The following is a 14,163-nucleotide window of genomic DNA, read 5'->3' on the forward strand; positions in this document are numbered from 1 at the left end:
AATATAAGTATTTATACTTAAATTATATATAAAAAGTTGCATTTTGTTAATGCTAAATCTCTAAATTAATTGTAAAATAATTGCCAGAAACATTTCTGGCAATCACTATGATGAATATATTACTCTATTATATTAGCATTTTCAACTAGTATTTTTATAGTTTTTTCTGTTACTACATCTAATTTTATCACTTGCTCTTGAGCTTTAAGCAAAAGATCTGCCATTTTTTCTGGTTCTTTATCACTATATTGCTTAGCAAGCTCTAAAGCTTTAGCTTTTAATTCTTCGTCCTCAGCTTCAATATTTTCTGCTTTTGCTATTTTATCTAAAACAAGGTCTGTTTTAACCTTTCTTTCAGCATTTTCTTTCATATAGTCTCTCATTTTTTCTTCAGTATTATTAGTGAATTCATAATATGACTGAAGATCTAAACCTTGATATTGTAGTCTTGACTCTAGATCTTTTAACATTGCATCTACTTCTTTAGTTACCATAACTTCTGGTATTTCAACTTTTGCATTGTCCACTACTGTATTTATAAGGTTTTCTTCGAATTCTCTCTTTGCTCTTAAATCATTGGATTCACTTATTTTACTTCTAATATCATTTTTTAATTCTTCTAACGTATCAAACTCAGAAACTTCTTGAGCAAATTCATCATCTAATGCTGGAAGCTCTTTAACTTTTATCTCTTTTACAGTAACTTCAAAAGTGGCAGGTTTTCCGTTTAGGTCTTCTTTTCCATAATTTTCAGGGAAAGAAACGGAGATATTTTTCATTTCATTTACTTTTACGCCAACTAATTGATCTTCAAAATCACCAATAAATGTTCCTGAACCTATTTCTAGTGGATAATCTTTTCCTTCTCCACCTTCAAATGCAACTCCATCTATAAATCCTTTAAAGTCTATAACAGCAATATTTCCTTTTTCTACTGAGCCTTCAGACTTAACTTCTACTCTTGCATTTTTTTCACTCATAGCATTTAATTGTTTTTCAACATCTTCTTCTGATACTTCATAAGCTACTTTTTTCACTTCTACGTTTTTGTATTCACCTAATTCAACTTCTGGTACTACTACTACTTTAGCCTTGTAGATAAAATCTTTTCCTTCTTCTACTTCTACTATATCAATTTGTGGATAATCTACAGGTTTAACTGAACTTTCATCTAGTGCTTTAGGATATGTTTCTTCTATAGCAAAATTAATGGCATCTTCATAAAGTACTCCTATACCATAATATTGCTTTACCATATTCATTGGAACTTTACCTTTTCTAAATCCTGGCACATTAAAATTTCTTGCATTTTTATTATATGATTTTTTTAATGCTTCACCAAATTTTTGTGCTTCCACTGTTATTTCTAATTCAACAACATTTGTCTCTATTTTTTGCATTTTTACGTTCATTATAAGACTCCTCCTAAATCCGTTAAGTTAATAAGCAATAAAATTTACTAACTACGTTATTATATCACAATACTTGATTTATTTTCAAATATTATTAAACTTATTTTATTTTATAGAAGATTATTGTTAATTTTTACTCCACTAAAGCACTTTTCCATCCGGGCTTATGGTCTTTTTAGCACCATCCACGGTAACTTCTAAACCTTTATCAGTGATATTGCCAAATATTATCTCCTTACCGCTGATATTTTTTATATAGGTATGAGTATTGGTCTTACTATCTACCATCCAAATATATTTATCTGTTTTAAACCAAGGCATTAAGCTTATATAAGCTATGTTATCCTCACTAATATACTTTGGAGTTCCATGCCATATAAATTGAGGATTCTTAGAAAGTGTCTTATCTTTATATATCTTAGACTTATTTTTGGTGGTGTAAAATTTGTAAGTTAAATCTTTAACTGAGTTATCCACAGATAGTTCAAGCATATCTTGAGTAGTTCCATCTAATATTATCATCTTTCTTCCCGATGGGCTTATATCAAAAGAGGCTTTATCATTTCCAGTTAAAAATTTAAATTTAATGATAGAATCACTCTGCTCATACACAGCTCTAGCATTGGTTCCATCTGGAAGCTTTATTTCAAAATACTTCTCTTCAACCTTCTCTTCAACTTTCTTTTCACTTTCATTATCTTTGTCTTTATTGCTAGATAAAGAGCTCTTATTTTCATTATTCTCTGTTACCGTAGTATTCTGATTATCCTTATATTTTGCTTGTAACTCTTTATATAATTGACTTTCAGTAAAGAATTTAGAAACAGGACTCCAGTATAATAAACTAAAGGATGCAATTACTATGAGAAGAACTAGGAAAGCTATTCTCTTTCTTCTTTGTTTTTTTCTTCTTTCGTATTCCTTACTAAAAATACTAGGCTTACCCACGTTATATCCCTCCTAGCTTTAAATTTTGCACTATTATATATTATAACGTAAAGTTATATGATTTAGTAACTATTTTTGCAAATATATTATTACTAAATTTATTTAAGCAAAGTACACGCAATAAAGTACATACAATAAAGTGATTCTTAGCTTCATATGAAGTTTGCTTAAAAGGAATACGCCTCCATCTGAAGCTTAGAAGAACTTATCCATGAGCTTAGCGCTCATTATTCCGCCATTTGAAGAAGTGAGGGGATTAGGAGCGCTAAGCTCATGGATAAAATACCACCTAATTAATTTTCAGATGGTAATTTAAGCTTAATAGTACCGTCCTTTCCCAGACTATTATTTTGCTTTTTGCAGCATCCTCCTCCATTACCACAACACTTACCTTTTTCACGATATATATTATCAGAATAATCTTCATATTCCGGCGTATCCTTGAGCAAAGACTTTTCATTATACATTTTTATCACATCCTTAACCCTAATTTACCATAGAGTAAATTTCAACACAATATTTTTTAAAAAATAACCCATGTAAAAACATCATCTAAATTCTATGCATTTACATGGGTATTTATACTTTTATTTTATATAATTTAATGGGTTTACTGCATCTCCGTTTATTCTTACCTCAAAATGAAGGTGATCTCCTGTTCCTACTCCGGTATTTCCTACAGTAGCAATAACTTGTCCCTGATTAACTGATTGATTTCTTGATACCAACAAGGAATTGCAATGTGCATATAAAGTTTGATACCCATTGCCATGATTAACTATAACTACATTTCCGTATCCACTCATTACCCCTGCAAAATCTACTACCCCAGACTTAGAGGCTTTAATGGGTGTGCCTTTTGGAGAAGCTAAATCTATACCTTTATGCATTCTCATTTCATTATAAACAGGGTGCATTCTCATACCAAAGGGTGAGGTTAATATTCCATTAGTAGGACGTATAAATCCACTATTTTTATCAGGGGAAGTGGGTTTTTCTATAGGTGGTTTCTCCTTATTAGCATTCTCCTCTTTTTCCCTTTTTTCATTTAATTCATTTATGAATTTATCCATCTGCTTTTGAAGCTCATCATTAATATTATCTAAAGAAGAAATTTCTTTTTGAAGTTTCTTTTCTTCATTGTTTAATGAATTGTACTTAGATTGTTTCTCATTTTCTATTGTTTTAAGCTCCTTGGCTTTAACATCTAAAACTTTCTTCTCATTTAATAAATCCAATTTAGTAGCTTGTACACTATTTTGCTCCATGGAAACCTGAGATTTTTGTGCATTTAAATCCTCTACTTTTTTACTCAGGAGTTCCTTATCTTTATCTAACTCTAGCTGTATACTTTTTACTTTATTAATTAAAGACATATCCGTTTCTACTATTCTGCTAATAGTGGCTGCTCTTGAAATAAGATCTCCTAAGTTTTTGCTATTCAAAAGTATAAGTAAAAATTCATCATAAGGATTATTTTTATACATACTTCTTAATCTTTTACCTAAGAGCTCTTCTTTACTCTTTTTTTCAGCTTCTTTTTCTTCGATATTCTTTTTAATTTCATTTATTTTATTTTCTGTGGTATTAATATTATCTTGAATGACGTCTATCTTATTTTGCATTTCGTTAATTTTAGACTGAATCTGATTTATTTTTGTTTCTGAAGCTGCAATTTGCGAAGCTTTTTCTTCCAACTCATTATTAACTATATCTATTTCACTTTTTACTGCATTTTTATTATTATTAACCTCATTCTTTTGCCCTTCCAGCTGCTTCATCTTCTCTTTATTCTGCTCAATGTTTTTTTGCTTGTCCTCTATGTAATCTGGCGCAGCTTGTACCACGCTTATCTGTGTGCATAATATAATTGATGCTACCATTATGGATAAATATTTTTTACTCATAATATATTTCCCCTTATTTTAAACTTTTTATGGCATAATCACCCAACTCCATTATACTATAAATTTGTCGTAAAATATAAAAAATTTGTAAAAAAATTGAGAATTTAAAATTGAGAATTTAAAATGAAGGAAGAAACTCACAGAGTTTCTTTGAATATATAAAAAAAGAAACTCCGCCAAGAGTTTCCTTTTTGATGCTTATAAAAAAACTTCTGTGGAGTTTTTTTATATATTAAATTTAAAATTTCAACAGGAATTTTTTCCTTCATTCAATTCTAAATTGTGAATTTTAAATTGATGAAGAATTTTAAATTTCTGAATTACTTTTTGCTCTTCTTCCTATATACCTTATAAACGATAAACCCTATTGGTATTATGATTACTAAATATGGTATTAATCCTATTATAAATAGGTATAGTCCTTGTAGTATTGTTCCTAGAGAATTTAGGGATTGTTTAAATACAAGAGCTGTTTTTTGCCATATGGATTTTGGCATACCTTCTACTTTGGTTATTTGGGATACTTCTATGACTTCTATATTTACGGTGGTGAGTTCTACTAAATTATCCATTTTCTTTAGGCTGCCAGTTAAGTTTTCTATTTCATACCTTATATTTGAAAGTTCTTTTTCCAGTTGAAGTACATCTTCAAGTTTTGTAGCTTTTTTTAATAACTCTAGCACCCTTTCTTCTCTAACATTTAGGGTTTTAAGCCTAGCTTCTGTATCGATATATTGACTTGTTATGTCTTCTCCATTTACTTGCTTTTGAAGTATATTACTTATGGTGGATATTTTGTTTAAAAATTCATCAAAGTTCTTTTTTGGAACCCTTATGGTAAAATGTGCTCTTCTACTTTGAAAATTGGTATTACCATATCCTTTTCCCATAAGGTCAGAATTTTCAATGTATCCTCCCATAGTTTCAGATAAGTTAGCTATTCCATTTAAAGTTTCATCATAGCCCACGGTTTCCACTGTAAGACTTGCTCTTTTGATAACTTTTCTTGCACTATCCTGTAAAGGCTTTTCTTTAGAATTCTCAGCATTTTTATTTTCTGTAGAAGCTACAGAACCGTCTTTAATACTAAGTTCTTGTTTTGACTTATCCATGGAACTATTTTTTGCTGCTCCAGGGGAAGCGTCTGATTTTTTACTACAAGCGGAGAAAATAAATAATAGAAACAATAAAGATGCAACAATCCTAATCTTTTTATTCATTTAATACACTCCTCATATTTCCTCTTTAAAATGTATACGATTTCTTGACACAAAAGATTACCTTACATATAAAATAAAAAAAGCCAGCATAAAGCTGACTTTTAAAATGTATCATTACTTAATTTGTTCTAAGGCTTTGGCTATATATCCTTTATTTTCATTTAATATCTTATTAGCTTTTTCTTTGTTTAAACCGCTTTCTAACATAAATATAGCTAACTTAACATTGTAATCTGTTTCTTTTAGTATCTCTTCAGCTTTGTTTTCATCTATGTCAGTGGCTAACATCACAATCCTTTTTGCTCTAACTCTTAGCTTCTCGTTAGAAGGCTGAACATCCACCATAAGATTACCATAAACTTTACCAAGCTTAATCATAGCTCCTGTAGATAGCATATTTAACACTAGCTTTTGCGCTGTACCAGATTTCATTCTTGTAGATCCCATTACCACCTCTGGACCTACCACTACTGATATTGGGCAATGTGCTATCTTTGCCATTTCACTTTCATCATTCATGGTAACGCATAAAACTGCTGCACCTATTTCTTTTGCATATTCCATGCCTCCAATTACATAAGGAGTCCTTCCGGAGGCTGCAATGCCACAAACCACATCATTTTCTGTTAGGTTCTTTGCTTTAAGATCATTTTTCCCTAGTTCCTTGTCATCTTCTGCGCCTTCTACAGCTTTAAATATAGCTGTGTGACCTCCAGCAATAAGGCCTTGAACAAGCTCAAAATCAACCCCATATGTAGGTGGACATTCAGAGGCATCTAAAATACCTAGTCTTCCACTGGTACCAGCCCCCATATATATTAGTCGTCCACCTTTTAAAAGCCTTTCCGCAATAATATCTATTCCTTTAGCTATATCTTCTTTAACATTACCTACAGCCTCAGCAACCTTTTTATCTTCTTCATTAATTATTCTAACCATTTCCAAGGTACTTACACTATCTATATTCATAGTATTAGGGTTTCTTCCCTCTGTAGTCATTTTTGATAATCTTTCAATATTCATAAAAACCTCCATATTTACCACTTTATTTTTGTTTTAATATTATATACTAGAAAATTTAAATTTACCAGTATATATACTAATAATTATTATAGGGCAAATACGTTTTTTTTTAAAGTAAATTACTTAATTTATCTATTTAAAACTATTAATTTTATCTATAACATCGTTGATGCTATTATCAAATTTAATATTATACAATTCTTTAAATATGTTGCTAAGTACTTTTATATCTTCTAAGCATTTAATAATTTCTTCTCTTTTTTTTCTTAAGTTCTTATCATTTCCTTCTTCAAATTCTATACCAGACTTTATTTGCAGACATGATAAATTATACTGTTTTATTAAAAAGTCCAGCTTGTAATAAGCCTTTATAAGCTCCAAGGTACTAGATATTAAATTAGCCTCTGCCTGTGTTAATTCATTATCATTATTTCCTATAACATTTATAAGATCTGAATTCATTTTAGTTAATTTCTTTTGAGTTTTTGAATTTATTAGCAGGGGCTCCTTCTCTACATCATTAAAGGTAACCATGCCATGAGATACTACGGGTTTAAAATCCTTAAATTTATCTAAGCTTTTGTAAACCTCATTTACGCTATCTTTTGAATAGTTCCAAACATTATCCCTTACATCTGAAGGTTTAGGTCTAATGTCACATCCCATATAAGAAATCAATAGTATAAGAATAAAGAATAAAAAAACAACTATTATTAAAAATTTTTTATTAATATACATAAATAAAATCACCAAATATATTTTACTTATACATATGCATATTAAAATAAATTAAGAATTATTTTGCTATACAAAGTAAGTTTAAACTTTAAAAATTGCACGCATTTACTGTATGCGTGTAATTTTATTATCAGATTATATTTTCACAAGAAAATTTCAAAAATTATTGCAGACTTCCACTAAAGATGTTAGAATATTTATATAAATATTGAATATTTAATTAATTAGTTAACCCTTATAATATTTACCATAAATCAATTCCTTAATATTTACCGAAAGATCCCCTTCATATGAAGGGGATCTTTTATTATTGTTATATTCAATTATTAAATTACGTTAATGCCATAAAATATTTCAGTCATTTCAATGTCTAATTTTTCCACAATCTCTTCATACTCTTTTAAGGAAAGATCTTCTTCTTTAAGCTCAAATAAATAGTTAGGTAGATCTAATTCCTTAACCTTCATTTTTGTATGAAATATATTGGATTGATATATATTCATATCAATGAGATTATACTTTGATTTGGTATCCTCTGCTATAAAGTTTTGTATAGAATTAATATCATGATCTATAAAATGTTTTTTACCATCTATATCTCTAGTAAAACCCCTAACTCTATAATCTATGGTTATTATATCGGAATCAAAAGAGCCTATAAGATAATTTAAGGCTTTTAATGGTGATATGGTACCACAAGTAGAAACATCAATATCAACTCTAAAGGTGCTGATATTGTTTTGAGGATGGCTTTCAGGATAAGTGTGTACCGTTACATGGCTTTTGTCTAAATGGGCCACCACGTTTTCTCTAGTAGGGGTAATAATACCTCTATTACAGGATGGGTCTATTACATAGAGAGGCACCTCTTCTTCAGAAATAAGTAGTGTAACGCTGGCTCCCTGTGGGTCATAATCCTGCTTGGCAATATTTAGTACACTTGCTCCAATTATGTTGGTAACGTCAGTAAGTATTTTAGTAAGCCTTTCAGAATTATACTGCTCATCAATATACTCAATATATCTCTTTCTATCTTCCTCGCTCTTTGTATAACAAATATCATATATATTAAAACTTAAAGATTTGGTTAAATTGTTAAAACCATATAGTTTTAGTTTATTTGTGTTTATGTCTTTTTCCAATTTCATTCCTCTTTTCATATAGCCTTAATAAGATTTAAATTAAAATTATACAAACTTATTTAAGTTTATTGATCAAGTGATTCTTAGCTCCAGACGGACTTACTTAAAAGGAATACTTACTCCAGCTGAGGCTTAGAAGACCTTATCCAGGAGCTTAGCGCCTATTAACCCACCCTTTAAAGAAGTGGGGGTATTAGGGGAGGTTAGCCATCGAATAAACATCCTAGATTACTTATACCAAAGTATATAATTATATTCAAGGATAATTTTTTATTTAGTCTTTATTATTTATATTAATTTACCATAAGCTTTTTGATATAATGTTTTTAATAGTTGAGAAAGGAAGATGACTTTGAAGAATATAAAAGAATATTTACATAACTTTTATTTTAAAATAAAAAATCATATAATTAAATACCCTTATTTAAAATACTTAATAATTTTTGTGTTATTTATAGTAATTATTGCTACATTTGGTTTTTACCTAGGAATTTTAAATTCCAATAAAAACTATACTATAAACAATTTTGAAAAAGCTCTAATAAATAATAATGCTAAAAATATATCTAAGTATTTAGTATTTAATGATAACAATATTAAAGTTACAGAGGATAATATTAGACCTTTTGTAGAATATTTAAATTCCGGTGATAATAGAAAAAAAGCCCTTATAGACTCCCTTAAGACTTCAGAAGCACAAGGTGATGGAGAAATGGCAAAAATGCGTTTTATAAAAAAGGGGCTATTTAAACATTGGAAAATAGAACTTCAGCCAGTTTATATTTCATTTTCAACCAGCTTTAAAGATAGCAAAGTATTTATAAATAACCGCCTTTATGCCACTAGCAATGAAGATGGTTATAGTGAAAAGCTGGGTCCTTTTATACCAGGAAAGTATGATGTAAAAGTTTTATTATCCAACGAATTTGGTAGCAGCGAAGTGGATAAGCCTATACAGCTTCTTTATGGCTTAGTGCCTTTTTCTCTTTCACCTCCTGCCCTAAAATTAACCATACAAAGCAATTTTACCGATTCAGAAGTGTTTATTAATGAAAAATCTACAAATTTAACTGTTAATGAATTTAAAAATATAGGACCTGTACCTATGAATAGCCAGTCCTATGTTTATGCAAAGAAGAATTTCCCCTGGGGAGAAGTTATAAGTGATAAAAAAAATATAACGGATCTACCTGAGATAAGACTGGATATTAACCCACTTACTGAGGATTTAAGAAAATCTTTAGAAGAAATATATAAAGAATTCTATGAAAGTTTTTTTATGGCACTGAATAAAAATGATATATCCTTAATAAAGCATTCCTCGGAGAAAATAGTAAAACCAATATTTAATAAATATAAAAATTCTGCTTTGATAATCAAAGACTCTTATAAGATGAAAAATATACAGTGGGAGCAAAATGCTATAGCTATTAAAATGGAAAATGGCTTATTTAAATCTAATGCTATAGTTAACTTAGAGTACGATAAACAAAAAAATCTATGGGGCTTCCCTTTATTATCCCGGCCTGAGTCATTATCCTTTCAAAGTATATTATCTTATGATGAAAAGAATAACACTTGGGTAGTATCAGAAATAAATGAGATATCCAAATAAAATAGCGGAGAAGCCTCCGCTATTTTTTTATAATTAATATCTCTTGTGGTTTTAAATTTAACGTACTCTTGGTTTTAATTTTTTTATCTTTTCTTCCATTGGAATACAGAACTTTATAATTACCTTCTTCCAATGTTATATTTGCCTCAGCATCCGTGGAATTAATTATAACAAAAGCTGTTTCTTTCGCATATTTCCTACCCATTATAAATACTTTTGATTCTTTGTTTTCTACAGGTATAATATCTCCATATTTTAAAACATCATTATTCTTTCTAAGGTTAATTATATCTTTATAAAAGCTATAAATGGAATTTTTATCATCTTTTTGTAAGTTATATCCTACTTTTTCCTTGTCATTGATAGAATCTATCCACTTTGTATTTTTAGAGTCATCCTTACTGTCCCAAATAAAAGGCTCCCTTATCCTCTCGTCAGGTTTCTCTCCTGTCATTCCTAATTCTTCACCATAATATACATAAGGTGTGCCTGGAAGTGTTAAATATATAGCTGCTGCTTCCTTTAGTTTTCTCTCATCATTTAAAATACTCATCACCCTATTTTGATCATGATTTGTTAGAAAAGGTGCAGGTACAAAATCTTTGTTTTCTTCTGTTAATAATTCATAATTATCCTTTAAGTTTGAAGCTAATCCATTAAAGGAAGATTCGCTAACAGATTTAATTATCTCTTCTCCTGCAGAAAAATTAAAAAAACTATCTAAAACATTTTGATAGGGACTCATAGCAAATATATTATCCCAGACTTCCCCTACTAATACCGCCTTAGGATTAACGCTTTTAACATAATCATCATATTCTTTCCACCATTTTAAGTTGCTGCCTGCATCATTATAAATCCACTTTGCAGCATCCAGTCTAAAGCCATCCACTCCCATATCTAGATAATACTTAGCAATTTTTTTCATCTCATCCTTAACTTCATTATTATGGAAGTTTAGATCTGGCATCTCCTTCCAAAATAAAGCATAATAATATTCTTCTTTATGAGCATTTTTAATCCACGGATTGTCCCCTCCCATAGGAGAAGATTCCATAGCCTTATTTTCATCTTTAGTCCATAAATACCAATCTCTATATTTACTATTTTCATTAGAAGAAGCATCCATAAACCAAGAATTCTTTGAACTGGTATGATTAATTACCATATCCATTATTACCATAATCCCTCTCTTATGGGCCTCATCTAATAGTCTTTTAAAGTCCTCCATAGTACCGTAATCTTCATTGATAGCATAATAGTCTATTACATCATATCCATGATAACTAGGCGATTTATTAATAGGCATTAGCCATATTCCCTCTATTCCCATTTCTTTCATATAATCAAGCTCTTCAGTAACCCCATTTATGTCACCAATACCATCTCCATCACTATCATTAAAAGCTCTTACAAAAACCTCATAAAATACCCTTCCATTATAGTCCTTAGTGCTTTGTGCAACCGGTTGCGTATCACAGCCAAAAAAAAGTGTTATGCTTATGAATACTCCTAAAAATAAACTAACAATCTTTTTCACATCATACCTCCATAAAATTTAGTCATAACATAATCATAACTAATGATGTTAAGGTTTTCAAGACTGCTTCATTAAAAATATGAGTTTAGGTAAGAGTTTAGGTAAGAAGTAAGAGGTAAGAGCTAAGAGTTAAGGATAAAACTCACAGAGTTTTTTTTAAATTAACTATACCTCTTACTTCTTACTTATTTATTTATAAATTGTATTCTTCTACACCTTCAATTGCCCTATCTATTAATGCATTAACATCCAGCTTAGCTTCAGAGTTTAGTATCTCCTTCAATCTTGGCTTAGTTTTAGGATGTTTTGGGGTAAATATAGTGCAGCAATCCTCATAAGGCAATATAGAGGTTTCATAAGTTCCAATTTCTCTTGAAATATCCATAATATCATTTTTATCAAAGGCTATTAATGGCCTAAATACAGGTCTATCTGCCGCATCATTACTAACTATTAACCCTTCCATAGTCTGACTTGCCACCTGACCTATGCTTTCTCCTGTGGTTACAGAGTTAATATCATACTTATCTGCTAACTTACAGGCTACATGCATCATGAATCTTCTCATTATTATAGTAAGCTCATCTTCTCTGCACTTTTCCATAATCTCCATTTGAATTTCAGTAAAAGGAATCACATACATCTTTATTTTACCAGTGTAACTTGAAAGTATCTTAGCCAAATCTATAACCTTATCCTTAGCTCTTTCACTAGTATATGGGTGGCTGTGATAATAAACACAAGAAAGCTCTACCCCTCTTCTAGCCATCATATACCCTGCTACAGGTGAATCTATTCCTCCTGATAACATTAGCATAGTACTTCCATTCATGCCATAAGGAAGTCCTCCTACAGCATTTATCTTGTTGTATTCAGTATATACATAAGCTTTTTTCCTTATTTCCACTATTATTTTACATTGAGGTTTAACCACATTGACTTTAGCATTTTCTGTATTTTGAAGTATGTAAGCTCCAACTTCTCTACTTACATCAATAGATTTTAAAGGAAAGTCCTTGTTTGCTCTATTGGTTTCTATTTTAAAATCTATTGGATTAACTTCATTATATAAATTTAAGGCAGTTTCTTTTATTAAATCCATGTTAGCTTCAATTTCATTTACAATACATATTTCTTTGATTCCAAATACACCCTTAACCCTGTTAGCTAATTCATCTATGTTTTCCCCATAAATAAACCATCTGTTTTGATCTATAAAAAATTCATATTCCATTCCTTTTAAAACATTTCTAATATTATCTTTTAATTTTTTCTCAAATTTGTTTCTATTAAGCCCTTTCAGAAATATTTCTGAAGCATACTTAATCAATATAAGTTTTCTCATTTTTTCATTCTCCTTAAAAATATTAGAGATTTTTTTAGTTCCTCTATAACTATATCCACTTCTTCTGTAGTATTATAAGGGTTAAAACTAAATCTTAAAGAGCTTAATACATCTTCATGATTAAGTCCTAGCGCTTTAAGTACATGGCTATCCTTAGAGCTTTTAGAAGAACAGGCAGCTCCAGCAGAAGCATATATCTCTTTATCCTCAAGCATTCTTAGCAGTATTTCTCCCCTAACATCCTTAAATTGAACATTTAATATATAAGGAGAAAAACTTTCCTTAAGAGGACTATTAACCTTGGCCTCTGGAACTTCTTTTAGTTTTTCAATAAAATATTCTTTTATGCCCCAGACCTTGTTATAATTGCTGTCTATATTTTTATGCATAATACCAGCAGCCACTGCAAAACCTGAAGCAGCAGGTACATTTACAGTGCCAGCTCTTAATCCTGCTTCTTGGGCTCCTCCATGAATCAAAGGCTTTGGATGTATATTCTTTTTTATATAGCATAGTCCTATTCCCTTTGGACCATGTATCTTGTGGGCACTAGCAGACAAAAAATCTATATTAAGATCTTTTACATCAATACTTAACTTTCCAAAGCTTTGTACGGCATCCACGTGAAATTTAGCTCTGCTGCTTCTAGACTTTATTATACTTGAAATCTCTTTTAGATTCTGTAGGCTGCCTATTTCATTATTAACATGCATTATGCTCACTAAAACAGTTTCTTTATTAATAGATTTTTCAAGTTCTTCTAAGTTTATGTTACCTAAAGAATCCACAGACAGATATGTTAATTTAACTCCAACTTCTTCAAGAAACCTACAGCTTTCTATTATGCTGGCATGTTCTATTTTTGTAGTTATAATGTGGACACCAGGCTTAGCCATGGAATTTAAAATAAAGTTATTGCTTTCACTGCCACCAGAAGTAAATACAATCTCATCCTCAGAGCAGTTTATCACTTTACCCAAAATCCTTCTAGATTTTTGTAGTTCTTCATAGGCCTTTAGTCCTAATCTATGTATGGAAGAAGAATTAGCATAATTATTTTCCATTATATCTATCATAACATCTATAACTTCTCTAAAAGGTTTTGTGGTAGCGCTGTTATCAAAGTAAACAGTCATTAGCTCACCTTCTTAATATGATTTGTTTTCCTTATTAATATTATTAATTTATCATACTAAAAACAAATTAACAATATTACGTATTATTATAACTTTGTATTATTATAGTATATTTTGATTAATTATGGGGTTATATT

12 protein-coding genes are annotated in these 14,163 nt (G+C 29.9%); 1 reads left to right on the forward strand and 11 read right to left on the reverse strand.

Annotated features, from left to right (window positions below; all coding sequences use genetic code 11):
* Positions 1 to 119: 119 nt before the first annotated feature.
* The 8 genes from tig to speD all read right to left on the reverse strand — a co-directional run bounded on the left by tig (position 120) and on the right by speD (position 8,378).
* A complete protein-coding gene (gene tig, locus BUA82_RS17230; RefSeq protein WP_073011258.1) occupies positions 120 to 1,412 on the reverse strand; it encodes a trigger factor in 1,293 nt (430 codons plus the stop codon).
* Between the two features lie 141 nt (positions 1,413 to 1,553).
* Positions 1,554 to 2,360, reverse strand: a complete 807-nt coding sequence (locus BUA82_RS17235; protein ID WP_073011261.1) for a hypothetical protein — start codon at positions 2,358 to 2,360, stop codon at positions 1,554 to 1,556.
* A 293-nt stretch (positions 2,361 to 2,653) separates the two neighbouring features.
* On the reverse strand, positions 2,654 to 2,827 hold the full coding sequence (locus BUA82_RS20525) for a hypothetical protein (RefSeq protein ID WP_242948999.1): 174 nt from the start codon (positions 2,825 to 2,827) through the stop codon (positions 2,654 to 2,656).
* Positions 2,828 to 2,947: 120 nt separating this feature from the next.
* Positions 2,948 to 4,267, reverse strand: coding sequence for a murein hydrolase activator EnvC family protein (locus BUA82_RS17240; RefSeq protein ID WP_073011264.1), 1,320 nt, complete (start codon positions 4,265 to 4,267; stop codon positions 2,948 to 2,950).
* Between the two features lie 320 nt (positions 4,268 to 4,587).
* The gene (locus BUA82_RS17245) at positions 4,588 to 5,487 is read right to left on the reverse strand and encodes a DUF4349 domain-containing protein (protein WP_073011266.1); all 900 of its coding nucleotides are present in this window, start codon (positions 5,485 to 5,487) and stop codon (positions 4,588 to 4,590) included.
* 114 nt (positions 5,488 to 5,601) lie between these two features.
* Positions 5,602 to 6,510, reverse strand: coding sequence for an N-acetylmuramic acid 6-phosphate etherase (gene murQ, locus BUA82_RS17250; RefSeq protein ID WP_073011268.1), 909 nt, complete (start codon positions 6,508 to 6,510; stop codon positions 5,602 to 5,604).
* Positions 6,511 to 6,642: 132 nt separating this feature from the next.
* Positions 6,643 to 7,248 carry a hypothetical protein gene (locus BUA82_RS17255; protein ID WP_073011269.1) on the reverse strand — a complete coding sequence of 202 codons (606 nt, stop codon included), beginning with the start codon at positions 7,246 to 7,248 and terminating at the stop codon, positions 6,643 to 6,645.
* A 326-nt stretch (positions 7,249 to 7,574) separates the two neighbouring features.
* Positions 7,575 to 8,378 carry an adenosylmethionine decarboxylase gene (gene speD, locus BUA82_RS17260; RefSeq protein WP_423230462.1) on the reverse strand — a complete coding sequence of 268 codons (804 nt, stop codon included), beginning with the start codon at positions 8,376 to 8,378 and terminating at the stop codon, positions 7,575 to 7,577.
* A gap of 364 nt (positions 8,379 to 8,742) precedes the next feature.
* Here speD and BUA82_RS17265 point away from each other — a divergent pair, with 364 nt between their 5' ends.
* Positions 8,743 to 10,005 (forward strand): TcaA 3rd/4th domain-containing protein, encoded by a 1,263-nt coding sequence (locus tag BUA82_RS17265; protein WP_073011273.1) that lies wholly within the window; start codon positions 8,743 to 8,745, stop codon positions 10,003 to 10,005.
* Between the two features lie 19 nt (positions 10,006 to 10,024).
* Here BUA82_RS17265 and BUA82_RS17270 read toward each other — a convergent pair whose 3' ends face one another.
* From BUA82_RS17270 to BUA82_RS17280, 3 genes are all read right to left on the reverse strand, one after another.
* A complete protein-coding gene (locus BUA82_RS17270; RefSeq protein ID WP_073011276.1) occupies positions 10,025 to 11,545 on the reverse strand; it encodes an alpha-amylase family glycosyl hydrolase in 1,521 nt (506 codons plus the stop codon).
* A gap of 193 nt (positions 11,546 to 11,738) precedes the next feature.
* The gene (thiI, locus tag BUA82_RS17275) at positions 11,739 to 12,890 is read right to left on the reverse strand and encodes a tRNA uracil 4-sulfurtransferase ThiI (protein WP_073011279.1); all 1,152 of its coding nucleotides are present in this window, start codon (positions 12,888 to 12,890) and stop codon (positions 11,739 to 11,741) included.
* Positions 12,887 to 14,026 (reverse strand): cysteine desulfurase family protein, encoded by a 1,140-nt coding sequence (locus tag BUA82_RS17280; protein WP_073011281.1) that lies wholly within the window; start codon positions 14,024 to 14,026, stop codon positions 12,887 to 12,889. The genes thiI and BUA82_RS17280 overlap by 4 nt, the downstream gene beginning before the upstream one ends.
* Positions 14,027 to 14,163 lie beyond the last annotated feature (137 nt).

This window comes from Clostridium amylolyticum, assembly GCF_900142075.1.
Lineage (GTDB): Bacteria > Bacillota > Clostridia > Clostridiales > Clostridiaceae > Clostridium_AA > Clostridium_AA amylolyticum.

What these genes read in the sequence shown, in the direction of transcription:
- BUA82_RS17240 (WP_073011264.1), bottom strand. Translation starts at nt 4,267, where the DNA reads ATGAGTAAAAAATATTTATCCATAATGGTAGCATCAATTATATTATGC.
- BUA82_RS17245 (WP_073011266.1), bottom strand. Translation starts at nt 5,487, where the DNA reads ATGAATAAAAAGATTAGGATTGTTGCATCTTTATTGTTTCTATTATTT.
- BUA82_RS17280 (WP_073011281.1), bottom strand. Translation starts at nt 14,026, where the DNA reads ATGACTGTTTACTTTGATAACAGCGCTACCACAAAACCTTTTAGAGAA.
- thiI (WP_073011279.1), bottom strand. Translation starts at nt 12,890, where the DNA reads ATGAGAAAACTTATATTGATTAAGTATGCTTCAGAAATATTTCTGAAA.
- tig (WP_073011258.1), bottom strand. Translation starts at nt 1,412, where the DNA reads ATGAACGTAAAAATGCAAAAAATAGAGACAAATGTTGTTGAATTAGAA.
- BUA82_RS20525 (WP_242948999.1), bottom strand. Translation starts at nt 2,827, where the DNA reads ATGTATAATGAAAAGTCTTTGCTCAAGGATACGCCGGAATATGAAGAT.
- murQ (WP_073011268.1), bottom strand. Translation starts at nt 6,510, where the DNA reads ATGAATATTGAAAGATTATCAAAAATGACTACAGAGGGAAGAAACCCT.
- BUA82_RS17255 (WP_073011269.1), bottom strand. Translation starts at nt 7,248, where the DNA reads ATGTATATTAATAAAAAATTTTTAATAATAGTTGTTTTTTTATTCTTT.